Source organism: Arthrobacter sp. 24S4-2, from assembly GCF_005280255.1.
Lineage (GTDB): Bacteria > Actinomycetota > Actinomycetes > Actinomycetales > Micrococcaceae > Arthrobacter.
Map to the genome: position 1 here is coordinate 1,431,543 of NZ_CP040018.1, position 25,567 is coordinate 1,457,109.

General features: G+C 65.3%; 21 protein-coding genes, 1 tRNA gene and 3 pseudogenes. 15 read left to right on the forward strand and 10 right to left on the reverse strand.

The genetic code is table 11. From position 1 onward, the window contains the following. Positions 1–19 precede the first annotated feature (19 nt). From FCN77_RS06710 to FCN77_RS06725, 5 genes are all read left to right on the forward strand, one after another. The gene (locus FCN77_RS06710) at positions 20–1,498 is read left to right on the forward strand and encodes an NAD(P)/FAD-dependent oxidoreductase (protein ID WP_137321639.1); all 1,479 of its coding nucleotides are present in this window, start codon (positions 20–22) and stop codon (positions 1,496–1,498) included. A 65-nt stretch (positions 1,499–1,563) separates the two neighbouring features. Beyond that, the gene (locus tag FCN77_RS27580) at positions 1,564–2,028 is read left to right on the forward strand and encodes an ACT domain-containing protein (RefSeq protein ID WP_368074320.1); all 465 of its coding nucleotides are present in this window, start codon (positions 1,564–1,566) and stop codon (positions 2,026–2,028) included. Positions 2,029–2,045: 17 nt separating this feature from the next. Further along, on the forward strand, positions 2,046–2,507 hold the full coding sequence (locus tag FCN77_RS27585) for a GNAT family N-acetyltransferase (protein WP_368074335.1): 462 nt from the start codon (positions 2,046–2,048) through the stop codon (positions 2,505–2,507). Positions 2,508–2,527: 20 nt separating this feature from the next. Continuing rightward, positions 2,528–2,601, forward strand: a tRNA-Leu gene (locus tag FCN77_RS06720). Positions 2,602–2,824: 223 nt separating this feature from the next. Then, positions 2,825–4,174 (forward strand): ABC transporter substrate-binding protein, encoded by a 1,350-nt coding sequence (locus FCN77_RS06725; RefSeq protein ID WP_137321640.1) that lies wholly within the window; start codon positions 2,825–2,827, stop codon positions 4,172–4,174. Positions 4,175–4,512: 338 nt separating this feature from the next. Here FCN77_RS06725 and FCN77_RS06730 read toward each other — a convergent pair whose 3' ends face one another. From FCN77_RS06730 to FCN77_RS06745, 4 genes are read right to left on the reverse strand one after another with little or no spacing between them, the layout of a single operon-like run. Then, positions 4,513–5,283: an ABC transporter ATP-binding protein gene (locus tag FCN77_RS06730; protein WP_137321641.1), complete on the reverse strand. Its 771-nt coding sequence runs from the start codon at positions 5,281–5,283 to the stop codon at positions 4,513–4,515. Further along, a complete protein-coding gene (locus FCN77_RS06735) occupies positions 5,280–6,290 on the reverse strand; it encodes an ABC transporter ATP-binding protein (RefSeq protein WP_137321642.1) in 1,011 nt (336 codons plus the stop codon). Before FCN77_RS06735 ends, FCN77_RS06730 begins: the two co-directional genes overlap by 4 nt. Beyond that, entirely contained in the window at positions 6,287–7,255 is a 969-nt protein-coding gene (locus FCN77_RS06740; protein ID WP_137321643.1) for a branched-chain amino acid ABC transporter permease, read from the reverse strand. The genes FCN77_RS06735 and FCN77_RS06740 overlap by 4 nt, the downstream gene beginning before the upstream one ends. A 9-nt stretch (positions 7,256–7,264) precedes the next feature. Beyond that, on the reverse strand, positions 7,265–8,548 hold the full coding sequence (locus tag FCN77_RS06745) for a branched-chain amino acid ABC transporter permease (protein ID WP_137321644.1): 1,284 nt from the start codon (positions 8,546–8,548) through the stop codon (positions 7,265–7,267). 506 nt (positions 8,549–9,054) lie between these two features. Here FCN77_RS06745 and FCN77_RS06750 point away from each other — a divergent pair. After that, positions 9,055–9,969, forward strand: coding sequence for a Bax inhibitor-1/YccA family protein (locus tag FCN77_RS06750; protein ID WP_137321645.1), 915 nt, complete (start codon positions 9,055–9,057; stop codon positions 9,967–9,969). 71 nt (positions 9,970–10,040) lie between these two features. Here the strand turns inward: FCN77_RS06750 and FCN77_RS06755 are convergent. The 3 genes and pseudogenes from FCN77_RS06755 to galT form a co-directional block, all read right to left on the reverse strand. After that, positions 10,041–11,278, reverse strand: a pseudogene (locus tag FCN77_RS06755) (acetyl-CoA C-acetyltransferase). A gap of 20 nt (positions 11,279–11,298) precedes the next feature. Then, positions 11,299–12,473 (reverse strand): annotated as a pseudogene (gene galK / locus FCN77_RS06760) (galactokinase). Next, the gene (gene galT, locus FCN77_RS06765) at positions 12,470–13,615 is read right to left on the reverse strand and encodes a galactose-1-phosphate uridylyltransferase (protein ID WP_137321646.1); all 1,146 of its coding nucleotides are present in this window, start codon (positions 13,613–13,615) and stop codon (positions 12,470–12,472) included. Before galT ends, galK begins: the two are co-directional and overlap by 4 nt. A gap of 178 nt (positions 13,616–13,793) precedes the next feature. Between galT and FCN77_RS06770 the strand changes: the two genes are divergently transcribed. From FCN77_RS06770 to FCN77_RS06785, 4 genes are all read left to right on the forward strand, one after another. Beyond that, positions 13,794–14,762 (forward strand): aldose 1-epimerase family protein, encoded by a 969-nt coding sequence (locus FCN77_RS06770; protein WP_137321647.1) that lies wholly within the window; start codon positions 13,794–13,796, stop codon positions 14,760–14,762. Positions 14,763–14,859: 97 nt separating this feature from the next. Further along, positions 14,860–16,230 carry an AI-2E family transporter gene (locus FCN77_RS06775; RefSeq protein WP_137321648.1) on the forward strand — a complete coding sequence of 457 codons (1,371 nt, stop codon included), beginning with the start codon at positions 14,860–14,862 and terminating at the stop codon, positions 16,228–16,230. Between the two features lie 3 nt (positions 16,231–16,233). Beyond that, positions 16,234–17,472: a threonine ammonia-lyase gene (ilvA, locus tag FCN77_RS06780; protein WP_137321649.1), complete on the forward strand. Its 1,239-nt coding sequence runs from the start codon at positions 16,234–16,236 to the stop codon at positions 17,470–17,472. 11 nt (positions 17,473–17,483) lie between these two features. Then, a complete protein-coding gene (locus FCN77_RS06785; RefSeq protein ID WP_137321650.1) occupies positions 17,484–18,119 on the forward strand; it encodes a rhomboid family intramembrane serine protease in 636 nt (211 codons plus the stop codon). Between the two features lie 93 nt (positions 18,120–18,212). On the opposite strand, the gene greA is transcribed toward FCN77_RS06785, so the two are convergent. Together greA and FCN77_RS06795 are read right to left on the reverse strand one after the other, a co-directional pair. Further along, positions 18,213–18,707: a transcription elongation factor GreA gene (greA, locus tag FCN77_RS06790; protein ID WP_137321651.1), complete on the reverse strand. Its 495-nt coding sequence runs from the start codon at positions 18,705–18,707 to the stop codon at positions 18,213–18,215. A 186-nt stretch (positions 18,708–18,893) separates the two neighbouring features. Beyond that, a complete protein-coding gene (locus FCN77_RS06795; protein WP_254678886.1) occupies positions 18,894–19,211 on the reverse strand; it encodes a DUF4307 domain-containing protein in 318 nt (105 codons plus the stop codon). 237 nt (positions 19,212–19,448) lie between these two features. On the opposite strand from FCN77_RS06795, the gene mca reads away from it, so the two are divergent. The 4 genes from mca (at position 19,449) to FCN77_RS06815 (ending at position 23,655) form a co-directional block, all read left to right on the forward strand. Further along, positions 19,449–20,354 carry a mycothiol conjugate amidase Mca gene (mca, locus tag FCN77_RS06800; RefSeq protein ID WP_137321653.1) on the forward strand — a complete coding sequence of 302 codons (906 nt, stop codon included), beginning with the start codon at positions 19,449–19,451 and terminating at the stop codon, positions 20,352–20,354. Between the two features lie 67 nt (positions 20,355–20,421). Continuing rightward, positions 20,422–20,829, forward strand: a complete 408-nt coding sequence (locus FCN77_RS27590) for a hypothetical protein (RefSeq protein WP_137321654.1) — start codon at positions 20,422–20,424, stop codon at positions 20,827–20,829. Further along, positions 20,807–23,020, forward strand: coding sequence for a thioredoxin domain-containing protein (locus FCN77_RS06810; RefSeq protein ID WP_137321655.1), 2,214 nt, complete (start codon positions 20,807–20,809; stop codon positions 23,018–23,020). Before FCN77_RS27590 ends, FCN77_RS06810 begins: the two co-directional genes overlap by 23 nt. Next, positions 23,020–23,655 (forward strand): HAD family phosphatase, encoded by a 636-nt coding sequence (locus FCN77_RS06815; protein ID WP_137321656.1) that lies wholly within the window; start codon positions 23,020–23,022, stop codon positions 23,653–23,655. The genes FCN77_RS06810 and FCN77_RS06815 overlap by 1 nt, the downstream gene beginning before the upstream one ends. On the opposite strand, the gene FCN77_RS06820 is transcribed toward FCN77_RS06815, so the two are convergent. Continuing rightward, positions 23,652–24,323 carry a hemolysin III family protein gene (locus tag FCN77_RS06820; RefSeq protein WP_175417173.1) on the reverse strand — a complete coding sequence of 224 codons (672 nt, stop codon included), beginning with the start codon at positions 24,321–24,323 and terminating at the stop codon, positions 23,652–23,654. The two genes, FCN77_RS06815 and FCN77_RS06820, sit on opposite strands and share 4 nt — an antisense overlap. A gap of 213 nt (positions 24,324–24,536) precedes the next feature. On the opposite strand from FCN77_RS06820, the pseudogene FCN77_RS06825 reads away from it, so the two are divergent. Further along, positions 24,537–25,297, forward strand: a pseudogene (locus tag FCN77_RS06825) (isoprenyl transferase). Positions 25,298–25,567: the final 270 nt, after the last annotated feature.

Genomic DNA, 25,567 nt, shown 5'->3' on the forward strand with positions numbered 1-25,567 from the left:
ACTACTGTATTCTTGAAGCATGGCAACAACCCCACAGCTCCAGGACCGTCCCAGGGTACTCGTCGTCGGCGGCGGGTACGTCGGCCTGTACGTAGCCCTCAAACTGCAGAACAAGATCGCGAATGCCGGTGGCATCGTCACCGTCGTTGATCCGCTGCCTTACATGACTTACCAGCCCTTCCTGCCGGAAGTTGCCGGCGGAAACATCGAGGCGCGCCACGCTGTCGTCTCCCACCGTCAGCACCTGAAGCAGACGGAACTCATCCAGGGCCGCGTCACCTCGATCGACCACGCCAACCGCACGGCAGTGGTTGCGCCGGCCGACGGCGGCCCGAACTTTGAGGTGCCGTACTTCGACGTTGTGGTTGCCGCAGGCGCAATTACCCGCACGTTCCCCATCAAGGGCCTGGCGGACAAGGGCATCGGCCTCAAGACCATCGAGGAAGCCGTTGCACTGCGCAACAAGGTCCTCGACCGGATCGAAGCCGGGTCGCTCATGACGGATCCCGTCGAGCGTGCACGCGCCCTGACGTTCGTGGTTGTGGGCGGCGGTTTCGCCGGCATCGAGTGCATCACCGAGATGGAAGACCTCGCCCGGGCAGCCGTCAAGAACAACCCCCGCGTCAGGCAGGAGGAAGTCCGCTTCGTCCTGGTTGAAGCCATGGGCCGCATCATGCCCGAAGTCACCGCCAAGCAGGCGGAATGGGTTGTTGAGCACCTGCGCAGCCGCGGCATCGAGGTGCTGCTCAACACGTCCCTGGACAACGCCGAGGGCTCCCTGAAGCTCATCAACCTGCCGGATAAGACCCCGGCCCAGGAATTCGAGTCGGACACCCTCGTCTGGACTGCCGGCGTGCAAGCCAACCCGATGGTTCGCTCCACCGACTTCCCGCTGGAGCCGCGCGGACGTGTCCGGGTCCTGGCGGACCTGCGCATCGCCGGTGACGAAGGCATCATCGAGAACGCCTGGGCAGCCGGCGACGTCGCGGCTGTGCCGGACCTCACCGGCAGCGGCCTGCCGGACGGTACCTGCGTACCGAACGCCCAGCACGCCCTTCGCCAGGCCAAGCGCCTCGCCAAGAACCTGTGGGCCTCCCGCTGGGACAAGGAGCTGAAGGACTACAAGCACAAGAACCTGGGCGCTGTTGCCGGCTTCGGCGAATGGAAGGGTGTCGCAAACATCAACCTCCTGGGCCGTATCGGACTCAAGGGCCCCCTGGCCTGGCTGGCGCACCGTGGCTACCACGGCCTGGCCATGCCCACGGTTGAGCGCAAGATCCGTGTGATCGTCGGCTGGATCCTTGCCCTCATCATGGGCCGGGACACCACCCAGCTGATGGACCTGGACAACCCTCGCGGGGCGTTCGTCACGGCCGCCACGCCGGCACCCAAGCCGGCTGCGGCTCCGGCCGCACCGGCAGCTGAGAAGCCGGCCGAGTCCGGGAATGCCGGCAGCAACAGCCAGCAGAAGCAGACTGTGTCGGCTGACAACAAGTAGCCGGCAATCGCCGTCGACGGCGGCCGTTCCCCGGGGAATGGCCGCCGTTGTTGTTTAATGGCCCAATGACTGGTGAAAAGGACATCCGGACCCTCTTGGCATCGATCCGCCCTGTAGTGCGGGAGGGCGAGTTCGTGTACGTCCTCTGGCCGTACGGCAGGCCGCTGGTTGCCGGCATTGAGGCTGCTGTCCGGGAAGCGGAGGGGCTAACGGCTGTCCTGCCCCGGGCCGAGGCGGACAGGCTGGAGCTGCCCTACGACTTCGTTGCCGCGTGGATCACCCTACAGGTGCATTCCCCACTCGAAGCGGTTGGGCTCACAGCCGCAGTAAGCGCAGCCCTCACCGACGCCCGCATCAGCTGCAACGTCCTGGCCGGATTCCACCACGACCATTTGCTGGTGCCGGTGGCAGACGCCGACCGCGCCCTGGAGATCCTGCATGAGCTTGCCGCGGAAAGCTCGGACCATCCTGCCCTGAGCTCGTCCTGCGCAGCGAACGGCCGGAGGACAGGCCGGCCATCCTGCAACTGACGGCGGCGGCCTTTGCGATATCGCCGGCCACTGGGCTTCCGGTCGACGGCGAACCCGCGGAAGTCGGGCTGCTGCAGCAGCTCTTCGAGTGCGAGGAGTACCTGCCCCAGTTCAGCATCGTTGCCGAGAAGGACGGCGAAGTGGTGGGCCATGTCATCAGCACCAGGGGCTGGGTGGGGGAACTGGAGCTGCTGGGGCTGGGCCCCATCGGGGTTGTGCCGCGGCTGCAGCGGCACGGCATCGGCTCGGCATTGATGCAGGAGACAGTATCGCGTGCGAATGCGGCGGGGGAGAGGGCTATCGCCCTGCTCGGCGGTCCGGAGTACTACTCCCGCTTCGGCTTCGTGCCGTCGGTCTCCCTGGGCATCGAACCGCCGGAGCCCAGATGGGGTGACCATTTCCAGTTGCTCCCGCTCGCCGTATGGCCAGGCGGCGTCCATGGAACGTTCCGGTACGCCGGGCCCTTTGAGCGGCTCTGACGGGATACCATTGACCGGGCGCCCCAGTAGCCCAATTGGCAGAGGCAGCGGACTTAAAATCCGCGTGTTCCGGGTTCGAGTCCCGGCTGGGGCACTTTCCTCCTGCGCTGCGCCGTCCTTCCGTGCGCCTTTTCCCGCCGGCTCCTTCGCAATTTCACGCCTCCGGCCCGTGGTTTCCCATATGCAACGACTGTTATGAGGATGTGACCATAGTCACTTATGTTCGCGGAGATTTTGCACTAGCTTGAAGTTAAATCAGGAACACCTGGTAATTCGCATCAAAGGCCGTTCGCACCTTTCGATCGAGGAGACTCTAAATGATTTCACTCCCCCAGGCGGCGCCGCGCATCGCTAAGCTGACAGCGCTTAGCATCGGCGTCGCCCTTCTGGCTACGGCTTGTGGCGGCTCGTCCACCCCGAGTTCGACAGGCTCCACCACCCCGGCAGCGTCCGGCATTGCCTGCCCGGCGCCCAGCGCCAGCGGTGGAAGCACCACTGCGGCGGGCGCGGGCGGTTCGGTTCCGGCCGCGACGACCACCACTCCCACCCCCCTCAAGATTGGATCGCTTCTGCCGACAACGGGGTCGCTGGCGTTCCTTGGCCCACCCGAAATTGCCGGCGTCAACCTTGGCATCAAGGAAGTTAACGACGCTGGCGGCGTACTGGGCAAGCCCGTTGAAGTTATCCACCGCGACTCCGGCGATACCAAGACCGACATCGCCACGCAGTCCACCACGGCGCTGCTTGGAAGCGGCGTCAGCGCGATCATCGGTGCTGCATCGTCCGGTGTTTCCAAGACCGTCATCAACCAGATCACCGGTGCCGGCGTTATCCAGTTCTCGCCCGCGAACACGTCCCCTGACTTCACCACCTGGGATGACAAGGGCCTGTACTGGCGCACGGCTCCCTCGGACGTGCTGCAGGGCAAGGTCCTGGGCAACTACATGGCCACCTGTGGTGCGCAGACGGTGGGCATGATCGTCCTGAACGATGCTTACGGCACCGGCCTGGCAAAGAACGTCAAGGCGGCCTTCGAAGCCGCCGGCGGCAAGGTGGTTGCGGAGGAGCTGTTCAATGAAGGCGACTCGCAGTTCAGCAGCCAGGTGGACAAGGTCATTGCAGCCAAGCCTGACGCCATTGCCCTGATCACCTTCGACCAGGCCAAGAGCATCGTTCCGCTGATGACGGGCAAGGGCATCAAGCCCACCCAGATGTTCATGGTGGACGGCAACACGTCGGACTACAGCAAGGACTTCCAGGCGGGCACGCTGAAGGGCGCCCAGGGCACCATTCCGGGCACGTTCGCCAAGGATGATTTCAAGAAGAAGTTGCTGGCCATCGACCCGGCCCTGAAGGACTACAGCTATGCAGGCGAGTCCTACGACGCCGTCAACCTGATTGCACTGGCAACCGAGGCCGCGAAGAGCACCAAGGGAACGGACATCGCCGCCAAGCTGAAGGAAGTTTCCGAAGGAGGCGAGAAGTGCAACGACTTCCCATCCTGCGTCACGCTGCTCCGCAACGGCAAGGATATCGATTACGACGGCCAGTCCGGTCCGGTGAGCTTCTCCGACGCCGGCGACCCGACGGAAGCCTACATCGGCATCTACGAGTACCAGGATGACAACACCTACAAGCCTGTCAAGGAAGAATTCGGCAAGCTGTAAAGCAGCCTCAACGTAGTCAGCACGAAAGCCCCCGTCCAACCGGACGGGGGCTTTCTGTTGCCTCGGGAAGCGGAGGCCGGCAGTAGGTCAGGAAATCGTCGTTCGGCAGCTTTCGACCGATGCTGACACGAAAGCCAAGGGGGCCGGAGGCAGGCACTTGTGAAAGCGCCGTTGTTGCGTGAGGAACGAGCGCAGGCGCCGAGCAAGTGGCTGCGGAGGCGCCCGGAGCCAGCACACGGCGGATCGGCAAGGCAGAAAGGCCCGGGCACGCAGAAGGGCCGCCACCACGCGGTGACGGCCCTTCTGCAGCTCCTGGACGGTGGCTAGACGCAGGCGGCTTAGACCTCGTCGGCCAAGGTGCCGAGGTACAGCTGGATCACCTTGGGGTCTTTCATGAGTTCCCGGCCGGTGCCCGTGTACGCGTCCTTGCCCTGGTCCAGCACATAGGCGCGGTCGCAGATCTGCAGGCAGCGGCGGGCGTTCTGCTCCACCATGATCACCGACACCCCGGCGCGGTTGATCTCGTGGACCCGCAGGAACGTCTCATCCTGCTTGACGGGGGAGAGGCCGGCGGACGGCTCGTCGAGGAGCAGGACGGCCGGTTCCATCATCAGGGCGCGCCCCATGGCCACCATCTGGCGCTCACCGCCGGACAGCGATCCCGCCCGCTGGGCGCGTCGCTTGCCCAGCTCGGGGAACAGACTGGTGACGAAGTCGAACCGTTTGGCGAAGTCCTTGGGCCGCTGGAACATGCCCATCTGCATGTTCTCCTCAATGGTCAGGGTGGCGAACACGTTGTTGTTCTGCGGGACGAAGCCCACCCCCTTGGTGACCAGCTTGTTGGCCTTGAGCCCGGTGATGTCCTGGCCGCGGACCACGACCGAACCTGAGTGGACCTTCACCAGGCCGAACATCGCCTTCAGGAGGGTGGACTTGCCTGCTCCGTTGGGTCCGATGATCCCGATCAGTTCGCCTTTTCGGGCCTCGATGCTGCAACCGTTGAGAATGTTTACGCCCGGGAGGTAGCCGGCCACCAGATCGGTGACCTTGACCACCGATTCCCCTGACGGTGATGCTGTGGCGGCCGCGGCCGCGCTCGTGGCACTCATTCGGTGTCCTTCTTCCTTGCCTCGGGCTCGTCCGACTCAGCGGCGACAACGTCGATGGCGATGATGCCGGCGTCTTCCGTACCGACGATCGACTCTTCGTCCGCCACCAGTTCGGCCGCCAGTTCCTTGATGCCCTCGGCGTCGCCCAGATCGACGTCGTGGTGCGCGCCAAGGTAGGCATCGATCACTGCGGGGTTCTTCATCACTTCGCCCGGCGGGCCCTCAGCAACGATCCTGCCCTCGGCCATCACCACCACCCAGTCGGCTATGTGGCGCACCATGTTCATGTCGTGCTCCACGAACAGCACGGTCATGCCTTCGGCTTTGAGGTTCTTGATGTGGTCCAGAAGCGACTGGGTCAGCGCCGGGTTGACCCCTGCCATGGGCTCATCCAGCATCACCAGCTTGGGCCTGACCATCAGGGACCGCGCCATTTCGAGCAGTTTGCGCTGGCCGCCGGACAACGATGCCGCGTAGTCGTCCTTCTTCGCATCCAGTTTGAACTTCTCCAGAAGAACATCTGCCTGGGCCGTGATCTCTTTCTCGCGGCCACCCCAGATGCCCTTGAACAGTGCCTTGGACAACCGTTCCCCGGGCTGTTCGGAGCCTCCCAGCCGCATGTTTTCCATCACGGTCAGTTTGCCCATGACCTTGGTCAGCTGGAACGTGCGCACCATGCCCATGCGGGCCACCTTGTACGGGGAGACGCCGGCGAGGCTGTTGCCTTCGAACTGCCACTTGCCGGAGTTCGGTGTGTCGAATCCCGTCAGGAGGTTGAAGAGGGTGGTCTTGCCGGCACCGTTCGGGCCGATCAGCGCGGTGATTTTGTGACGGGGGATCTCCAGGTACTCGACGTCGACGGCGTTGATGCCGCCGAAGCTGCGCGTCACGTTTTCGGCGACGACGATGGGGTCCCGCTTCTTGCAGCCCGGAGCCGTCTCGCCGGCCGCGATCGGCCGGGAGTCCGTCATGTAGTCAATTCCAGTTTCTTCACTATGCGTGCTCATGCGAACGCCAGCTCCTTCTTGTTACCGAAGACACCCTGGGGCCTGAAGATCATCAGCAGCATCAGCGCGACACCCACGAGGATGTACCGCAACTGGCCGGCCTGGACTGTGTTCAGCCAGGTCACGGCACCGGATTCGATCAGGCCGTAGAGGATGCCCTGGGTGAGCGAGAGCACCACCCAGAAAATCATGGCGCCTACCACCGGACCCAGCACCGTTCCCAGACCGCCGAGCAGCAGGCACGTATACAGGAAGAACGTCAGTTCGGTACCGTAGTTGGCCGGCTGGACTGCGCCGCGGGGAAGGGTGAAGATCATGCCGGCAAGGGCACCAAGGACGCCACCGATGATCAGGGCCTGCATCTTGTAGGCGTAGACGTTCTTGCCAAGCGAACGGACGGCGTTTTCGTCCTCCCGGATGCCCTTGAGGACGCGTCCCCAGGGGCTGCGCATCAGGAGCCACACGAGGGCGCAGCAGATGATGACAAGGCCCCAACCCACAACCCGGATGAAGAAGTCGCGGTTGTTCATGCCCAGGTAGGAGCCTTCGGGGAAGGGGTTCATGGCGTAGAACCCGCCTTCGAAGGCGGCAAGGCCGTTAGCTGAACCGGTCACGGAGGTCAGCTGGTTGGTGGTGACGATGTAGCGGACGATTTCCGCCGCGGCGATGGTCACGATGGCCAGGTAGTCGGCGCGCAGCCGGAGGGTGGGAATACCGAGCAGCATGGCGAAGATGGCCGAACAGACGACCGCGATGAGGAGGCCGACGAAGAACGGCACGCCGAAAGTAAGGGTGGAGACGGCGAAGCCATAGGCGCCCACGGCCATGAAGCCGGCCTGTCCGAAGTTCAGCAGGCCCGAGTAGCCGAAGTGAACCGCAAGGCCGAGGGCGGCGAGCGCGTACGCCGCCGTCGTCGGGCTGAACAGTTCACCGGCAGCGCTGGAAAGAATGAATCCAAAGTCCATGGCTGTCTCCTAACCCACACGCTCGCGGCGGCCCAGGATGCCCTGCGGCCGGAACAAGAGGACAACAATCATGATGAACAGTGCTCCCACATATTTGAGGTCGGCGGCGAGGCCGAAGACGGTGGTCAGCTCCACGAAGATGCCGACGATGACCGAACCGATCAGGGCACCGAAAACAGTGCCCAGCCCGCCGAGGGTCACGCCGGCGAAGATGAGCAGCAGGATCTGCGAGCCCATGTCGAAGGTGACGCCGGGCCGGTAGTACGCCCAGAGGATTCCGCCCAGGGAGGCAAGCATGCCGCCGGCGACCCAGACTATGCGGATCACGTTGTCGACGTCGATGCCGGAGGCAGCTGCGAGGGCCGGGTTGTCGGCCACGGCGCGCGTTGCCTTGCCCAGCCGGGTCTTGAGCAGGATGATGCCGATCAGGGCGATCACAACTGCACTGATGATGAGCGACCAGAGGTTGTTGGGCGAGATGGACACGGGCCCGATCTGGATTTCGGTGCTCTGTGCATAGGGCAGTTGCTGGGTGGAGCCGCCGAAGTAGAACTGGATGACGTAGCGGACTGCCAGGGCGAGGCCGATACTGACGATCATCATGGGCACCAGTCCCGTCCCGCGGCGCCGGAGCGGCTTCCATAGGCCGGCATCCTGGACGTATCCGAACAGGCCGCCGCCGAGGAGGGCCAGTATGATCGCCAGCCAGAACGGAAGGCCAATGGCATTGCAGGCGAACACAAGTACCGCTCCAAGCGTGACCATTTCGCCGTGGGCAAAGTTGGTCAGGCCCGTGGTTCCGAAGATCAGCGAAAGCCCGACGGAAGCCAGTGCCAGCAGGAGGCCGAAGCTAAGGCCGGCCACCAGCCTGTTGAGGAGGTTCTGGCCGAAGTCCTGCTGCTGGACGACGATGCCTTTGCCGAAGGCGAAAATCACCGAAAGGTTGGAGGTCTGGCTGAACGTGACTTTGCGTGGATTTTCCTGGCCGTCGGCGAGCTTGATGCCTTGGGGCAGGGTGGATTCGTCCAGCTCCACTTCATAGGTGCCCTGGACCGGGACTCCAATCGTCCAGGCGCCGTTGGCGCCCGACTTTGCTGTTCCGGTGAAATCACCGCTTTTGGCGGTGATGGTGACATCAGCGATAGGTGCACGGGCATCGTCCCGGAGGAAGCCGCTGATGCTGTTTTGGAACTGCTGGTTCGACGGGGATGGTGTCGGCGAGGGGGTGGTGGCCTGCGATGCCGGGGCGACGACAAGCAGAATTGCGATTACGGCGGCGAAAATAGCCCCCATAGCCCTAAGCAATCCGCCACGCCGTCTGTGCGGCAGGCCTCTCGGTGTACTTCTCAAAATGAAAACCTCCACATGGGGGTGGTCTGGGTTGCGCCTTTACAACCACTGCGAACGGAGCCGGGGATGCATCATGGTGCCAAATATGCGGTAGACAAACCGAACATCTTGTGATGTTTATCACCCTGCTTGCGCTTATGTTACAGCCAGCGGGTGCCAATGAACCCGCGGGCAGGCACGCCTAAGATAGCGATCGGATAACAACCGTGAAGCCCGGCCTCAGAATTAATTCAGTTCAGCTAAAGAAAACTTTTGTTGAGTCTGCGTGTTCCTAAACAGTCATTCTGGCGGCCAGCTCCGGGAAACACGTTCCGGACGCCGCCGGAACATGTCACGGTTGGGTTTCGGCTGACCGTGCGGGGGAACTATCCCTGCCTGCCGGACGTGGAAATTGGTACCTTGAACTATAAGGATCACCACTCACCCCCTTTATTTGGAGGACACCCGCAATGGCACTTGGCGGAAACCCGATCTTCAACGGAAAGAATTTCCGTGGAGCCACCCAGGCACCGCCTGTTCCGCAGGCCCAATACGGCCAGAATCCGTACGGACAGGCTCCTGGGCGCGCCCCCGGCCAGGTCATGGACGCGCAGGGTGGCCGGATGGCCCAGCAGCAGAACATGACCCATGACCAGCTGCAGCAGATGTACAACCAGCCGGCAGCCGGGCCCGCCGAAACCGGGCGGATGACCTTCGACGACGTCATCATCAAGACGGCGGCCTGCCTCGGCGTTCTGATGGCCGGCGCGGCCGTTACGCTCTTCGTGGCTCCCTCGCTTGCCATCATGCTCATGATCGTCGGCGCACTTGGCGGCTTCGTGCTCGCCCTCGTCAACACCTTCAAGAAGCAGCCGTCGCCCGCGCTGATCCTGGCCTATGCGGGGCTGGAAGGTCTCTTCCTCGGTGGGCTGACGCAGTTCCTCGACCGCCTGTACCCGGGCGTCGGCCTGCAGGCAGTGATCGGCACCCTGTCCGTCTTCGGCGTCACGCTGCTGCTCTTCAAGAGCGGCAAGGTCCGCGCGACCCCCAAAGCCATGCGGTTCTTCATGATCGCGATCATCGGCTACGCCGTCTTTGCCCTGATCAACATGGTCATGGTGATGACCGGTGCCGTAACGGAGCCGTTCGGCCTGCGCACCAGCGTTGAGATCTTCGGTATTCCGCTGGGCGTCTTCATCGGTGTGCTGGCCATCGGCCTCGCCGCATTCTCGCTGATCATGGACTTCACCAGCATCGAAGCCGGCGTCCGCAGCGGGGCGCCGGAACGGTTCTCCTGGACCGCAGCCTTTGGGCTCACTGTCACGCTGGTCTGGCTGTACGTTGAGATCATCCGCCTGCTGGCCATTATCCGCGGCGAGGACTAGGACCCAGGACGGCTAACGCCGTCGAACGTTAACTGAGAGTGGGTCCCGCCATACGGCGGGGCCCACTCTGCTTAAGTGAGGCGCTCCAGCACTATTGCCATTCCCTGGCCGCCACCGACGCACAGGGTTGCGAGACCCAGCGTGGCGTCGCGGTCGCGGAGTCCGTTCAGCAGCGTGGTGGTCATGCGGGCCCCGGTCATGCCGAACGGATGGCCCAGGGCGATGGCGCCGCCATGCACGTTGAGTTTGGCCTGATCGATGCCGAGTTCGCGCGCGCTGGCTACCACCTGCACGGCGAACGCCTCGTTGAGTTCCACCAGGTCGATGTCCCCGATACCCAGCCCGGCCAGGGCCAGCGCCCGGCGGGTTGCCTGGACAGGTCCCATGCCCATGAGTTCGGGGAGAGGGCGCTGACGCCCGTGGATACGATCCGGGCCAACGGTGTGAGCCCCAGTTCGCGGGCTCGGTCATCGCTCATCACCACAACAGCGGCAGCACCGTCGTTCAGCGGACACGCATTGCCGGCCGTTACCGTTCCTTCGCTGCGGAACACGGGCTGGAGTGCGGCCACTCCTTCAAGGGTGACTCCCGCGCGGGGGGAATCGTCGCGGTCCACCACGCTGCCGTCGCGGCGGGTGTACGGGGTGATTTCGCGGGCGTAAAATCCCGACGCTATGGCCGCTTCGGCACGGTTCTGGCTCAGGACAGCCCACTCATCCTGCTCGGCCCGGGTGATGCCGTACGTGGTGGCCACGTTTTCCGCGGTCTGCCCCATCGCAATATAGATGTCCGGCATGCGGCCGCCCAGCCGCGGATCCGTCCATGGCGTGTTGGACGCTGCCCGCGCCACGGTGCGCCGGCGGGCCGATTCGAACAGCGGGTTATGGGTGCCGGCGTCGGATTCCCCGGCACCGGTCCAGTTCGGATACCGGGACACGGCCTCGACTCCCGCAGCCACGAATGCGCTCCCTTCACCTGCCTTGATGGCGTGGAAGGCCATGCGGAGGGCCTGCAGGCTCGAGGCGCAGAAGCGGTTGATGGTGGCGCCCGGAACGTTGTCCAGTCCGGCCAGGACGGTGACCACCCTGGCCATGTTGGAGCCCGCCTCACCGCTGGGCTCGGCGCACCCCAGCAAGAGGTCGTCCAGGCCCCTGCCGCCTGGCTCAGCGGGGTCGAAGGCGGGGATCTGTGCCAGGGCGGCCGTGACCATGGCCGCGGCGAGGTCATCCGGCCGTTCGTCCTTCAACGAGCCCCTGAAGGCGCGTCCGATTGGGCTTCTCGCGGTAGAAACAATGACGGCTTCCGGCATGCGCCCAGCCTACGCCGGAGCTACGCGAGCCGCATTGCCCCGGCAGCCGGGGTAACGGTAAAGATGTCCGGCTTCCCGTACCCGGCCCGGGAAAAGGCCTGCTCGACGGCGGTGCGCACCTGCTGCTCCGCGGAAACCGGGGTGAGGGCAATGGCGGCGCCGCCAAAACCGCCTCCGGTCATGCGGGCGCCAATGGCGCCGCTTTCGCGTGACGCGTCCACGGCCAGATCCAGTTCGGGGCACGAAATTTCGAAGTCGTCCCGCATGGAGCGGTGGCTGGCGTCCAGCAGGGGGCCGATGGCGCCCGGCCCCGCCGTGCCGAGCAGTTCCACTGTCTGCAGGACGCGGTCGTTCTCGGTGACGACGTGGCGGACCCTTCGGAACGTGACTTCGTCCAGGAGCCCGCTCGCTTCGTCCAGGTCCTCAACGCCAACGTCACGGAGCGCCTTGACGCCAAGCACCTCGGCCCCGAGCTCGCACGAGGCACGGCGGGAGGCATACCCGCCGTCGGCGTGGGAATGCGACACCTTGGTGTCGATCACCAGCAGGACCAGCCCGGCAGGCTCCGTTTCGAACGGCACCAGGCGGACGCTCTGGTCGCGGCAATCGAGGAACACGGCGTGGTCTTTGGCCCCCGCAGTGAGGCCGACTGGTCCATGATGCCGGTGGGTGCTCCGACGAAGTCGTTTTCGGCGCGCTGCGTGGACAGCACCATTTCCTCGGCCTTCAGCCCGGCGCCGGTCAGATCGTTGAGGGCTGAGATGACCGCGCACTCGATGGCGTGCGAGGAGGAAAGCCCAGCGCCCAGGGGAACATCGGAATCCAGGAGCAGGTCAAGGCCCGGCACTTCAATGCCCCGTTCCTGCAATGCCCAGATGACACCCAGCGGGTACTTGGTCCATCCCTTGGCCAGTGAGCCGTCCAGTGATGAGGTGTCCGCCGTCGTCATGCCCTGGTCGCCGTAGGTGGACAGCAGCCGGAGTGTGGAATCGGGCCGGACGCGGACCGCCACCCGGGCTGTCCGATCGATGGCAAACGGGAGCACGAAGCCGTCGTTGTAGTCCGTGTGCTCGCCGATCAGGTTTACCCGGCCGGGTGCCTGCCACACTCCGTCCGGGGCAGCGCCAAAGGCGTCGTGGAATCGTGCTGCGAGGTCGCTGCTGCTCAGGTTGCCGTTGCTGAGTGGGGCGGTCATGCGTGTGCGCCTTCCGGGATTGGCTTGAGTGCTGAAGCCGGAACCGTGACGTTGCGCAATCGCTCGGCCACCAGCTCCGGGGTGGTGTCGTTAATGAATGCCCCCATGGCCGCTTCGGAACCGGCCAGGTATTTGAGCTTATCCTCCGCCCGGCGGGGGGAGGTCAGCTGGAGGTGGAGGTAGCCGGCCGGCCGCAGCAGTTCATCCAGGGGGGCCTGGTGCCACGCGGAGATGTAGGGCGTGGGCGTCGGGTAGAGGGCATCAAGCCGCTTCAGCAGGTTCAGGTACACATGCGCCAGCTCGTCCTTCTCTTCGCCGCTGAGTCCCGCGAGGTCCGGCACCTGGCGGTGGGGGACCAGATGGATTTCAAGCGGCCAGCGGGCAGCGAACGGGACGTAGGCGCTGAAGTTTTCGCCCTCGACCACCATGCGGCTGCCGTCCTCACGTTCGGACCGCAGCAGCGAACCCGTGAGCGTCTGCCGGCCGTCGGCGTCGTCGTAGAATTTCCGGGCAGCCGCCCCCATCACTGCTGCGCGGGGCGTGACGTACGGGTACGCGTAGATCTGGCCGTGCGGGTGGTGAAGGGTCACGCCGATGTCCGCGCCGCGGTTCTCGAACGGGAACACCTGCTGGATGCCGGGCAGCGCATTCAGCGCACCGGTGCGGTGCGCCCAGGCTTCAACGACGGTCCGTGCCCGGACTTCGCTCAGTCCGCTGAACGATCCGGTGTGGTCCGGAGTGAAGGACACAACTTCGCACCGGCCGAAGGCCGGGCCGGTGGTTCCCCAGCCGGCATCGTCCGGAACCGGCCCAAGTGCGGGCCCGAGCGACGGGAAGCGGTTCTCGAAGACGACGACGTCGTAGTCCGGTGCGGGGATTTCGGAGGGGTTGGCAGGAGTCGTCGGGCAGATCGGGCACTGGTCCGCCGGGGGCAGGTGGGTGCGGCTCTGGCGGTGGGCGGCGACGGCCACCCACTCGCCGGTGAGGGCGTCAAACCGGACTTCGCCGGGTTCGCTCCTGGCCGGCAGCTCGCGGCGGTCGGGGGTTTGCTCAGGCTTTCGGGTGTTGCCGCCGGCCGAAGCGTCATCGAAATAGATCAGCTCCCGGCCATCGGCGAGGTTGGTGCTGGTGATGTGTGTCATGCGTCTTGTCCTTTGCGAGCGGCGGCCTGTGAGCCCCGCCCCTGAGGGCGGAACAGCTGGCATTCCAATTCTCCCATAAAACGATCAAAAAGAAATAGTTTCGAACAAAAGTTAACACGATGTCTGGGATCCGGCAGGGTGCGGTAAGGCGTCAGCCGCGACCGGGTACGGTTAGCCCATGACTCCGAGCACCCCTGATTCCGGCCGGACTGACACCGACTCCGGCGTTACTGGCGCGACACCGCGCCGCTATGCCTCCGGCAGGCAATACGAGCTGCGGCGCGGCGACGCCCTGGCCGTGATCACGGAGCTGGCAGCGGGCCTGCGGCTCTTCTCCCGCGGTGGCGTCCAGCTGACGGAAACCTACGGTGACGAGTCCATCCCTCCGGGAGCCACGGGCATAACGCTGGCGCCCTGGGCAAACCGGGTCGAGGACGGCGTCTGGTACCTGGACGGCAAGAAACAGCAGCTGGACATCACCGAAGTGTCCCGCAACAACGCCAGCCACGGCCTGCTCCGTAATGCCTCCTACGAACTCGTGGACGAGTCCGAGTTTTCGGTGACGCTGGAAGCCCCCATCTTCCCGCAGCACGGATACCCGTTCCTGGTCCGGCACCGCGTCCAGTACATGCTGGCCGGCGACCTGGGCCTCGTGGTCCATCAGACGCTGCTCAATGATTCCGGTTCACGTGCCCCGTTCGTCCTCGGCTCCCACCCGTACCTCAGGCTGGGCGACGTGCCCGCGGGGGAGCTCGTGCTCACCGTGGGCGCCGCCAGCCGCCTTGTGGCGGACGAGCGGCTGATTCCCCGCAGCTCGGAGCCCGTCAGCGGGGACCTGGACCTGCGCAGCGGCCGGACGGTGTCCGAACTGGATATCGACGTCGCCTATACGGACCTGGCGTTCGACGGCGGTGTGGCGCGCCAAACGCTGCAGGCTCCCGACGGCCGGAGCGTCAGCCTGTGGCAGGACGAGAGCTGCCACTACGTCCATGTCTTTGTCACCGACCAGTTCCCGGGGCGCCCAAAGGCTGTGGCAATTGAACCCATGACGGGACCGGCCAATGCTTTCAACAGCGGTGATGGACTGCGCTGGCTGTCGGCAGGGGAGTGCTTCACCATGACCTGGGGCATCAGCGCGTCGCTTTAGGCCCGTATGCGGTGACCGGGCGCAAGGTGTTGGCCGGTGTTGGCCGGTGCTGCCGTGGCGGTTTCCCATCGGGGCCATGCTGGGGAAGTATTAGGCTATGACGCCAGCTGAGGACGCCACGCCAGACCATAGCCCCGATGCCCGGACCGGTGCTGCGTTTCCCGACACGGCAGCCGCGCCCACTTCAACGCCGGCTGCCGCTGCGCCGCTTCGGGTGATAACGGACCGCGAACTGGACCAGGACATTCCCTATGGTGTGCGGATTGCGGCGTCGTGGGCATGGCGGCTCGGGTTGATCCTGCTGGTCAGCGCAGCCTTGATCTGGTTGCTCAGCAAGGTCAGCTTCCTGATCATCCCGGTCATGGTGGCCGCTTTGCTGGCGGGGCTCCTGAGCCCGGTGGCACGGTGGCTGCGGTCCCGCCGCATCCCGAACGGCGCCGCTGTCGCCATCACGGTCGTGGGATTCCTGGGCCTCATCGTCGGGTCGCTGGCCCTCGTGGGCAGGCAGCTTGTTTCCGGGTTCGGCGAACTGTGGAGCGAGGCGCTGACAGGGGTCCAGCAGATCCAGGACTGGCTGGCTGACGGCCCGCTCCACCTGACGGCAGCCCAGATTGACGAGTATCTGCAGGAAGCCACGGCAGCCCTGCAGAACAACAGCAGCAGTATCCTCAGCGGCGCGCTGTCGTTCGGCAGTACGGCCGGCCACTTTGCCGCGGGGCTTGTCCTGTCGCTGTTCGTCCTGATTTTCTTCCTTCTTGAAGGCGAGCGGATCTGGGGTTTCCTTGTCCGGCTGCTGCCCAGGAAAGCCCGGGCCGCCGCGAGCGGTGCGGGCCGCAGGGGCTGGACCTCGATGGTCAGTTACGCCCGCATCCAGATGTTCGTGGCCTTCGTTGACGCGGTGGGAATCGGCGTCGGTGCCGCCATCATCGGTGTTCCGCTCGCGCTGCCGCTGGGAGTGCTGGTGTTCATCGGTTCGTTCATCCCCATCGTGGGTGCCCTCGTCACCGGCGCCGTGGCAGTGCTTCTTGCCCTTGTGGCCAACGGTTGGGTCAACGCCCTGGTCATGCTCGGCATCGTGCTGCTGGTCCAGCAACTGGAAAGCCACATCCTGCAGCCGCTCGTCATGGGCAAGGCTGTGGCGCTGCATCCGGTGGCCGTCATTTTGTCCGTCGCGGCAGGTTCGTACCTCGCCGGAATCCCGGGCGCACTCTTTTCGGTGCCCATCCTCGCCGTAGCAAACTCGGCGATTCGATATATTGCTGCCAGAACGTGGGAACATGAAGGAGAGCTGGCGGCGGCGGGCCCGGGCTATACCCGGGACTCCGAATCCAGCCGAGACAACACCTTCAAGGATGTCTACTTTCCCGGTGCGAATCCGGGCCGCGGCAATGGCGCCGCACAGTCATCGGGTGCCCCCGCCGGACATGCCGGCCCGGATGCCCCAGCCGAATTCCCCAAAGGAGAATAGTTCGTGAAAACCCTCAATAGCCTGCCCGTCACGCTGGACAATGTCCTGGAGGCGAAGAAGCTGCTTGAGGGGATTATTACGCGGACACCGGTGGAATCGTCGCGGGCACTGGGCAGCATGGTGGGCGGCGAGGTCTTCTTCAAGTGCGAAAACCTCCAGCGGGCAGGTTCCTTCAAGGTGCGCGGTGCCTATGTGCGCATGGCCAAGCTGTCTGCTGAGGAGAAAAAGCGCGGCGTAGTCGCGGCCTCGGCCGGCAATCACGCCCAGGGCGTCGCCGTCGCCGCCAAGAGCCTGGGAATCAAAGCGCGCATCTACATGCCGTTGGGCGTGGCGCTGCCCAAACTGGCCGCCACGCGCAGCCATGGTGCCGAAGTCGTCCTGCACGGGCACAATGTGGACGAGGCTCTGGCCGAAGCCCAGCGCTACGCCGACGAGTCCGGCGCCGTCTTCGTCCACCCCTTCGACAACGTGGACGTCGTGGCCGGCCAGGGCACGGTGGGCCTGGAAATCCTGGAGCAGGTCCCGCACGTGGACACCATCCTGATGGGAGTGGGCGGCGGAGGGCTCCTGGCCGGTGTTGCCGTTGCAGTGAAGGCGCGGGCCAGGGAACTCGGCCGGGAGATCCGGATCATCGGCGTCCAGGCCGAAAACGCTGCGGCCTACCCGCCGTCCCTTGCCGCCGATGCGCTGGTGCCGCTGAAGAAGGTCTCCACCATGGCGGACGGCATTGCCGTCGGCCGCCCGGGGCAGCTGCCGTTCAGCATCATCCGCGAACTCGTGGACGACGTGGTCACCGTCAGCGAGGATTCCCTGGCACGCGCGCTGATCTTCCTGCTGGAGCGCGCCAAGATGGTGGTGGAGCCGGCCGGTGCCGTGGGCGTCGCCGCCCTGATGGACGGCAAGATCGAGAACCCCGGCACCACTGCCGTGATCCTGTCCGGTGGCAACATTGATCCGATGCTGATGCTCAAGGTCATCCAGCGGGGTCTTTCCGCGGCCGGCCGCTATATGACGGTCCGCATGATGCTGGACGACCGCCCCGGTTCGCTGGCCACGATCGCCCGGATCATCGCCGAGAACGACGCCAACGTCACGGGCCTCGACCACACCCGGGTGGGCGGCTCGATCAGCATGGGCGACGTCTCCATCACCGTCAACCTGGAAACCAAGGGCCACGAGCACTGCGAGCAGGTCCTGGGTGCACTCCGCGCCGAGGGTTTCCAGCCGATCGTGGTCCACTAAGGGGGGCACCGATGCTGGACGTTCCTGGGCAACGCACGCCAACCAGGCACACGCCTGCTGCGCGGGCACAGGGGGGACTGCTTGTTCTGGGGCTGTTCGTGGCTCTGCTGTTCGGTATCGAACTGGTGAACGCCGCCACCTTCCATGCGCTGAACAGGACCTTCGGTTTGCGTCCCCGCAGCGCTGACGGGCTGCTGGACATCCTCACTTTTCCGCTGTTTCATGCCAGCCTCGGCCATGTCATCTCCAACGCGCTGCCGCTGGTCATCTTCGGCTTCATCGTCTTTATGTCCGGGCTCCGGGTTTTCCTCACCGCCGCTGCCCTCAGCTGGTTCGGTTCCGGCATCGTGGTGTGGCTGATTGGCGGCTGGGGAATCACGGTGGGCGCATCCGGGCTGGTCTTCGGCCTTTTTGCCTTCCTGCTGGTCCGGGGGTTCTTCAACCACAACTGGTGGCAGATTGCGCTGTCGGTGGTCCTGTTCCTCGCCTACGGCGGCATCCTGTTCGGTGTCCTTCCCAGCGTTGCCGGCTTCGTGTCGTGGCAAGCCCACCTGGGCGGCGCCATGGGCGGTGTTACCGCGGCCGTGCTGCTGCGGCCCCGCCCGGTACCGCAGGGAAGAACACCGAACAGGATGCCGGAGATTTAACCCACAACGCACGACGCCGGCCGTTCCCGCGGAGGGGACGGCCGGCGTCGTTGTTTAAATTGTGGGTAAAGCGTTAGTTGCCCGGTCCGGAAATTAGCCGACGTACGGCTTTGCGGAGATGATCTCCACGGCGATTTCCTTGCCGTTGGGGGCGGTGTAGCTGATTTTGTCGCCTTCCTTGTGGCCGGCGATGGCTGCGCCCAGGGGAGACTTTTCGCTGAAGACATCAATGGCTGCGTCGCCGGCGATTTCGCGGGAACCGAGCAGGAAGGTCTCTTCATCACCGGCGATTTTGGCAACAACCAGCATTCCCGGTTCGACGATTCCGTCATCCGCCGGGGATTCCCCGACGTGGGCATCCCGCAGCAGCACAGTGAGCTGGCGGATGCGGGCTTCGATCTTGCCCTGCTCCTCCTTGGCAGCGTGGTAGCCGCCGTTCTCCTTGAGGTCGCCCTCCTGGCGTGCAGCTTCGATCTTCTGAACGATTTCCGCCCGGCCGGGGCCGGAAAGGTGGTCCAGCTCTGCCTTCAGGCGGTCAAAAGCTTCCTGGGTAAGCCAAGCTGCAGGCGCGCTGTTGGTGGTAGACACGGACTTCTCCTCTTGTGGGTTTAACAAGCAAAAGACCCCGCCACGGTGGCCACTTGTGGGACTCAGTAACCAGCTCAGCGGGGTAAAGGTATTGATCCATTGTAGTCAATCCTGTGGACAAACCAAAGATGGCGTGCGGCGTGGGTCACAGGCGGCGGCTTCCGGGTGGCCGGAAATGGCTGCCGCTTACTTGTCCGCGTCCGGAATCCAGCAGCTGTCCACCACGCCGGACACTGACAGGGACTCGGTCCTGACCACGGCGCGGTGGACGGTGGTGCGTCCGCCGTCGGCGCTGGCGTCAGCCGGGTTCGGGCCCACGTCGACCACTTTCCATCCGACCACGGCGAACTTGGAGTCCAGGGCCTTGACCGCGCATTTGGCACCGGTTGCGGGCTCCTTGGTGACCTGGAAATCGATCTCCGCCTGCGTGGCGTCGGTGGTGCTGTACCCGATGTCCTTGAAAGACACAGTCTCATTGTTCAGGGAAGTGGAGATCCAGGCCATTAAGGCTATCCCGGCCGCGAGTCCCGCTATTCCGATGTTGCGCTTGGCCTTACGGGACAAGGCACGCTTTTGGCCCCCGTAGCGATTGGCTAGTGTGGTAGTTGCCGGCGCGGAAGCGCCCGGTTGATCCTCGGAAGTCACCATTCCAGTTTAGTGTGGATCCGACAGGGGTGAATTCCGCGCCCCGAAGCGGTAAATCCGCACCCCCCGGAATTCGAAGAAAGTGAGCCGTTTCAGATGACAGCGTCCGCAAGCCAGTCAAAACCGCTCCGTCTGCTGGCCGTCCACGCTCACCCTGACGATGAATCGAGCAAGGGCGCCGCCACCATGGCCATGTACGCCGCGGCAGGGGTCGACGTGCTGGTGGCCACCTGCACCGACGGATCGCGCGGCGGCATCCAGAACCCTGCCGTGGAGAACGAACCGCACCCCAAGCGCGACATGGCCGGTGCCAGGCGGCTGGAAATGAACAATGCAGCCCAGGTGCTCGGCGTCCGGCAGCGCTGGCTGGGATTCGTCGACTCCGGGCTGCCGGAAGGCGATCCGCTGCCACCGCTGCCGCCGGGATCGTTCGCCCTGCAGCCGCTGGAGCGGGCCGCGGCGCCGCTTGTGAGGCTGGTGCGTGAATTCCAGCCACAGGTGATCCTCAGCTACGACGAAAACGGCGGCTACCCGCATCCGGACCACATCATGGCGCATCGCGTCGCCGTGGAGGCCTTCGAAGCCGCCGGCGATCCGGGCCGCTACGTCGGAGCCGGTGAGCCCTGGGCTCCCAGCAAGCTCTACTATGACCGCGCCTTCAGCCCGGACCGGTTCCGCGCTCTGCACTTCGCGCTAGAAGAGGCGGGCCTGCAGTCGCCGTACGCGGAACGGCTGGCGGCGTGGCTCGAGACCGACGCTGAGGGCCACACGCCACCGCCGCCGACGCACGAAACCACCACCCAGATTGACTGCGGCGACTACTTCGAAGCCCGCGACGACGCGCTCCGGGCACACCGTACCCAGGTGGATCCGCTGGGATTTTTCTTCGCGGTTTCCCCGGAGATGCAGCGCCGTGCCTGGCCGTGGGAGGACTACTCGCTGATCCAGTCCCGGGTGCCCGCGGAGCTCCCGGAAAAGGATCTGTTCGCAGGGCTAAGATAGAGCCGAAGGACATTTCTATGCCCCGTAGAATTCAGGGCCAATAATCAGCTCCACAGAAGGTTTAACCGTGCATCACTTGCTCATCGCCCTCGCGACGGCGCCGGCACCCACCCCCACGCCGTCGCTGCGTCCCGGCCTCTCCGAGGACCAGGTGACCCCGGGCATGTGGGGCTTCATCATGACGGCATTCTTCGTGTTGGCCACCACGCTGCTGATCGTGGACATGGTGCGGCGCATCCGCCGGGTCCGCTACCGGGCCCAGGTGGAGGAAGAGCGCCTGGCCGCCTTTGGGGCCGCCAACCAGGACAACCTGGAGACACCCGGCGCCGGCGATTCCGGCGCGAACGGTGCGGACACCGGTCCTGGTACTCCGGCTCCCAATGTGCCTGCCTCCGGTGCCCGGGGCCCCGGCACACCGGGCAGTGAAGGGCTCCGGACGGAACCCAACGGTGATGAAGGCCGCGGACAGCGCTGACGGCGGAACCGGCGAAGCACGGTCCGGAGCAGCCAACGCCCTCGGCGGAGAACCGTCCGCCTACCTGAGGCAGCACGCGGGCAACCCGGTGCACTGGCGGCCGTTCGGCGATGAGGCGTTCGGCTTCGCGGCGGACCGCGATGTCCCTGTGTTCCTGTCCATCGGCTACGCCGCATGCCACTGGTGCCATGTCATGGCGCATGAATCGTTCGAGGACCAGGAAACAGCGGACTTCCTGAACACCAACTTCGTGTCCATCAAGGTGGACAGGGAAGAGCGCCCCGACGTCGACGCCGTCTACATGGCCGCGACCCAGGCCATCAGCGGCGAGGGCGGCTGGCCGATGTCTGTGTTCCTGACACCGGACGGGCGCGCCTTCCACGCCGGTACGTACTTCCCGCCCCGGCCCGTGCCTGGCCGTCCTTCGTTCCGCCAGGTGCTCGAGGCGGTCCGTGAAGCATGGCTTGAACGTCGCGAGGGCGTGGAGCAAAACGCGGAATCGCTGGCCCGGGGGATGGCCGAGTCCCAGCTTGCGGCGGCTGTCCGGTTGACAGGTTCGCCGGACCCCGTCGACGCCGGCCTGCTCTCCGAGGCGGTAGGGGTGCTGGCCCGCTCCGAAGACACGCACGACGGCGGCTTCGGCTCCGCGCCAAAGTTTCCGCCGTCGCCGGTGCTGGAATTCCTGATGCGGCACGCCGCCGTTGCTTCCGATACTGCTGAAGCCGCCAAGGACATGGCCGGACGGACCTTGGCCGCGATGTCCCGGTCAGCCCTTTTCGACCAGCTCGGCGGCGGGTTTGCCCGGTACTCGGTGACACGCGACTGGTCCGTCCCGCACTTTGAAAAGATGCTCTACGACAACGCCCAGTTGCTGCGTGCCTACGTGCACTGGGTCCGGCTCGGCGGGGATGCCGTCTACCCGGCAGGCGAGGCGGCTGACGTAGCCGCGCGCACCGCGGACTGGATGGTGGGGTCCCTGGGCGTCGGCAGTGCAGCCGGCAGCGTCCAGGCCTTCGCGTCGTCGCTGGACGCGGACACAGTGGTGGACGGCCAGCACCACGAGGGCGCCAGCTACCTTTGGACGCCGGCGGAACTCACGGAAGTCCTGGGGGCGGAGGACGGCGGCAGGGTTGCGCGGCTGATGAATGTCCGGGCCAAGGGTACCGTGACGGCGTCGGCTTCTCCGCTGCATCCGGGGCGGGTCCTGGGCTACGCCGACAGCGTCGTGTGGGACCAGGTCCGGCCTCGCCTGCTGGCGGTCCGTTCCGGGCGTCCGCAGCCCGCCAGGGACGACAAAGTGGTGGCGGGCTGGAACGGGCTGGCCGTGGCCGCGTTGGCTGAAGCGGGGGCAGTCCTCGACCGCCCTGACCTCGTTGCCGCCGCCGAGCAAGCGGCGGCCTACCTCCAGAGTGTGCACTGGCAGGCTCCGGGCGGGCAGGCACCTCGCCCGGCGCCCGGGCAGAACGCAGAACCCGGCAAACTGGTGCGCGTCTCGCACAGCGGCAGAGCCCGGGGGATCGGCGGCCTGCTCGAAGACTATGCGTTCTGCGCTGACGGGCTCCTGGCCCTGTACGGTGTCACCGGAGCTGAGCGGTGGTACCGGCTGGCCGAAGACATCCTGGCCGCAGCCCGCCTGCGGTTCGCGGCCGACGGGACACTGGTGGACACCGCCGGTGAATCCGGGCAGGTGTTCAACGCCCAGGGCCGGCGCCCCGGCCTCGAACCGTTCGACAACGCCACGCCCAGCGGGGCTGCCGCCTTCGCCGGAGCCCTGTTGAGCTATTCCGCACTGTCCGGATCCACGGACCACCGGATCATGTCCGGCAACATACTCTCGCTGCTCCCGCCGCTGGCAACGCGCGCGCCCAGGGCGGCGGGCTGGCTGCTGGCCACCGCGCAGGCTGCGCTGGCAGGCCCGGTGGAGGCCGCCGTCGTCGGACCCGGTTCTCCGGCGCGGGCGGAGCTGCACCATGCCCTGATGCTCTCCGCAAGCCCGGGCCTGGTTTTGGCGATGACGACCGACGCCGGGACGGTGTCCGGGGCGGGCGTCCACTCCGCGGTGCCTTTGCTGGAAGGCAGGACCCCCGCAGCTGACGGCTCACCCCAGGTGTTCCTCTGCCGCGGAATGGCGTGCCACCGCCCGGTAGGTTCCGTGGCTGAACTGCTGGACCAACTGGCTACCATGGCCTGATGACCTCCGCTACGCATGGTGCGTTCCAGGTTCCTGCGGTTCGGCGCGCTTTTGGGCTCGTGATTTTCGACTGCGATGGTGTCCTGGTTGACTCCGAGAGCATAGCCATCCGGGTGGACCAGCAGGTGCTCGCCGACCTGGGCTGGGAACTTGGCCTTGACGAGATTGTGGAACGTTTCGTGGGCAAATCCGACGCGCACTTCGTCGCGGAGACGGAACGGCACCTGGGCATCAAACTGGACGCCGACTGGGAGCAGAAGTACGAGCAGTGGTACCGGACAGCCTTCGCCAGGGAACTGAAGGCAGTGGACGGCATCGAGGACGCCCCGGCCCGGCTGCAGCTCCCGGATTGTGTCGCGTCCAGCGGAACCCACGCCAAGATACGGCGGACGCTCGGCCAGACGGGCCTCCTGCCGCGGTTTGAGGGCCGCATCTTCAGCGCCTCGGAGGTTGCCCGCGGCAAGCCGGCTCCAGACCTCTTCCTCCAGGCCGCCCGCGCGGCCGGGATGCACGTCTTCGCCTATGGCCGGGGAGTCACCCCGGCGGCCAGGCTTGCGGGTCCGGGCACCACGGTGTTCCGGCATATGGCGGAGCTGCCGGACCTCATCGCGGCGGGCCGCCCCGGGCGGACTTAGGCGGGTCTGCCGAGGACCGCGATGGCGATGGCGATGAAGTGGGCGGCGAAGGCGAACACGGTAAAAGCATGGAAGAGCTCGTGGAAGCCAAAGTGCTGATAGCTGAAGTTCGGTTTCTTCAGCGCGTAAAAGACGGCCCCCGCGATGTAGAGGGCGCCGCCCACGCAGATCAGGACGGCGGAGGCAACGCTGGCCGCAAAGAAGTCGGGCAGGTAGAACAGCGAACCGCAGCCCAGGGCAATGTAAATCGGCACATAGAGCCAGCGGGGCGCATCTGTCCAGAGCAGCCGGAAGAGGACACCCAGAATGGCGCCCGACCAGATCACCCAGAGCAGCACGACAGCTTTGGGCCGTTCCAGCAGCGCCCAGGCCAGCGGTGTGTAGCTGCCGGCGATTACCAGCATAATATTGGTGTGGTCCAGGCGCTTGAGGACGATCCTGACCCCGGGGGACCAATTACCGCGGTGGTACACGGCGCTGATGCCGAACAGCAGCACACCCGTGACCGCGTAGACGGCCGAAGCAATTTTCAGGTCTGCCGTGGGTGCCAGCAGGATCAGCACCAGACCCGCGGCGAAGGCCAGCGGTGCGGTTACCGTGTGGATCCAGCCGCGCCACTTGGGCTTGATCATCAGCAGCTCGGCGATGCGGACTGCGGCATCGTCCATCGGACCCGATTTGCGGCCGCGGCCTGCCCTCGGGCCCGGCTTGGGAGAGTTGCTTTCCATTGCTCAAGAATAAACTACGTTTCGGTAAGTTACTGATGAGTAGTGCGCGCGGGTGCCGATTTGTGGAAGTCCGCTGCACCGTGTCCCGGTTGCGGGCGGGTAGCCTAGGAATGCACTGCCGTCATACATCAAGGAAGTCAGGTGAGTCTCCGGATGGAGTTGCCCGGGATCCTCTATGGCTTCTATGAACGCAAGCTTCTGCGCTCGCTGGACAAGGACCGCATCCCCAGGCACATCGGCGTCATGGTGGACGGCAACCGCCGGTGGGCCAAGCAGTTCAATGCTCCCACCAGCCAGGGACACCAGGCGGGGCCGACAAGATCCATGAGTTCCTGGGCTGGTGCCAGGAACTGGGCGTCAAGGTGGTCACGCTCTACATGCTCTCCACCGACAACATGAACCGGTCCGGCGAGGAGTTGGACCTGCTGATGGGCATCATTGCCAACACCCTCGACCGGCTGGACGAAGATGCCAACATCTCAGTGCATGCCATGGGCGCCCCCGAGCTGCTGCCGGACTATCTGGCTGAACGGCTGAACAAGCTCACTGCCAGGACCCCGGTGCGCGAAAAAATCCACGTCAACGTGGCGGTTGGTTATGGCGGGCGGCGGGAAATCGTGGATGCCGTGCGTGAACTGCTGCACGACGCCGTGGCGAAGGGCCAGGACATCGGCAGGCTTGCGGACGAACTCAGCGTGGATGACATTTCCCGGTTTCTCTACACCCGCGGGCAGCCGGACCCGGACCTGGTCATCCGAACGTCCGGCGAGCAGCGGCTGTCCGGATTCCTTATGTGGCAGAGCGCCTACAGCGAGTTCTATTTCTGTGAAGCGCTCTGGCCTGCCTTCCGCAAGGTGGACTTCCTGCGGGCCCTGCGGGACTACGCCGGCAGGCAGCGGCGCTTCGGCTCCTGAGAGCACCCAGGCCGCCGGATGGCCCGGCCGTCATGGCCGGTTCACGAGGAGTTCACGTGCCCGCAACAAGAATCGCCGACGAATGGTTTGGGAAACAAAGCCGGGGGGAATTACGTTGATTCCATTAGCAGGCAAATTGTCGGCTAATCGGGGAGGCCAGTACATGGAGCGGATTTTCGCACCGGATGTATGGGAGGCCGGAACCGGCCTCGTGGCCGATCCGCCTCACCAATAAAATATCCGGGCGTGCGCCCCGGGGCTGGAGTCGAT

Coding starts and splice junctions, on each gene's coding strand:
- FCN77_RS06710 (WP_137321639.1), top strand. CDS start 20: ATGGCAACAACCCCACAGCTCCAGGACCGTCCCAGGGTACTCGTCGTC.
- FCN77_RS27580 (WP_368074320.1), top strand. CDS start 1,564: ATGACTGGTGAAAAGGACATCCGGACCCTCTTGGCATCGATCCGCCCT.
- FCN77_RS06725 (WP_137321640.1), top strand. CDS start 2,825: ATGATTTCACTCCCCCAGGCGGCGCCGCGCATCGCTAAGCTGACAGCG.
- FCN77_RS06730 (WP_137321641.1), bottom strand. CDS start 5,283: ATGAGTGCCACGAGCGCGGCCGCGGCCGCCACAGCATCACCGTCAGGG.
- FCN77_RS06735 (WP_137321642.1), bottom strand. CDS start 6,290: ATGAGCACGCATAGTGAAGAAACTGGAATTGACTACATGACGGACTCC.
- FCN77_RS06740 (WP_137321643.1), bottom strand. CDS start 7,255: ATGGACTTTGGATTCATTCTTTCCAGCGCTGCCGGTGAACTGTTCAGC.
- FCN77_RS06745 (WP_137321644.1), bottom strand. CDS start 8,548: ATGGGGGCTATTTTCGCCGCCGTAATCGCAATTCTGCTTGTCGTCGCC.
- FCN77_RS06750 (WP_137321645.1), top strand. CDS start 9,055: ATGGCACTTGGCGGAAACCCGATCTTCAACGGAAAGAATTTCCGTGGA.
- galT (WP_137321646.1), bottom strand. CDS start 13,615: ATGACACACATCACCAGCACCAACCTCGCCGATGGCCGGGAGCTGATC.
- FCN77_RS06770 (WP_137321647.1), top strand. CDS start 13,794: ATGACTCCGAGCACCCCTGATTCCGGCCGGACTGACACCGACTCCGGC.
- FCN77_RS06775 (WP_137321648.1), top strand. CDS start 14,860: ATGACGCCAGCTGAGGACGCCACGCCAGACCATAGCCCCGATGCCCGG.
- FCN77_RS06785 (WP_137321650.1), top strand. CDS start 17,484: ATGCTGGACGTTCCTGGGCAACGCACGCCAACCAGGCACACGCCTGCT.
- FCN77_RS06795 (WP_254678886.1), bottom strand. CDS start 19,211: ATGGCCTGGATCTCCACTTCCCTGAACAATGAGACTGTGTCTTTCAAG.
- mca (WP_137321653.1), top strand. CDS start 19,449: ATGACAGCGTCCGCAAGCCAGTCAAAACCGCTCCGTCTGCTGGCCGTC.
- FCN77_RS06810 (WP_137321655.1), top strand. CDS start 20,807: ATGAAGGCCGCGGACAGCGCTGACGGCGGAACCGGCGAAGCACGGTCC.
- FCN77_RS06815 (WP_137321656.1), top strand. CDS start 23,020: ATGACCTCCGCTACGCATGGTGCGTTCCAGGTTCCTGCGGTTCGGCGC.
- FCN77_RS06820 (WP_175417173.1), bottom strand. CDS start 24,323: ATGGACGATGCCGCAGTCCGCATCGCCGAGCTGCTGATGATCAAGCCC.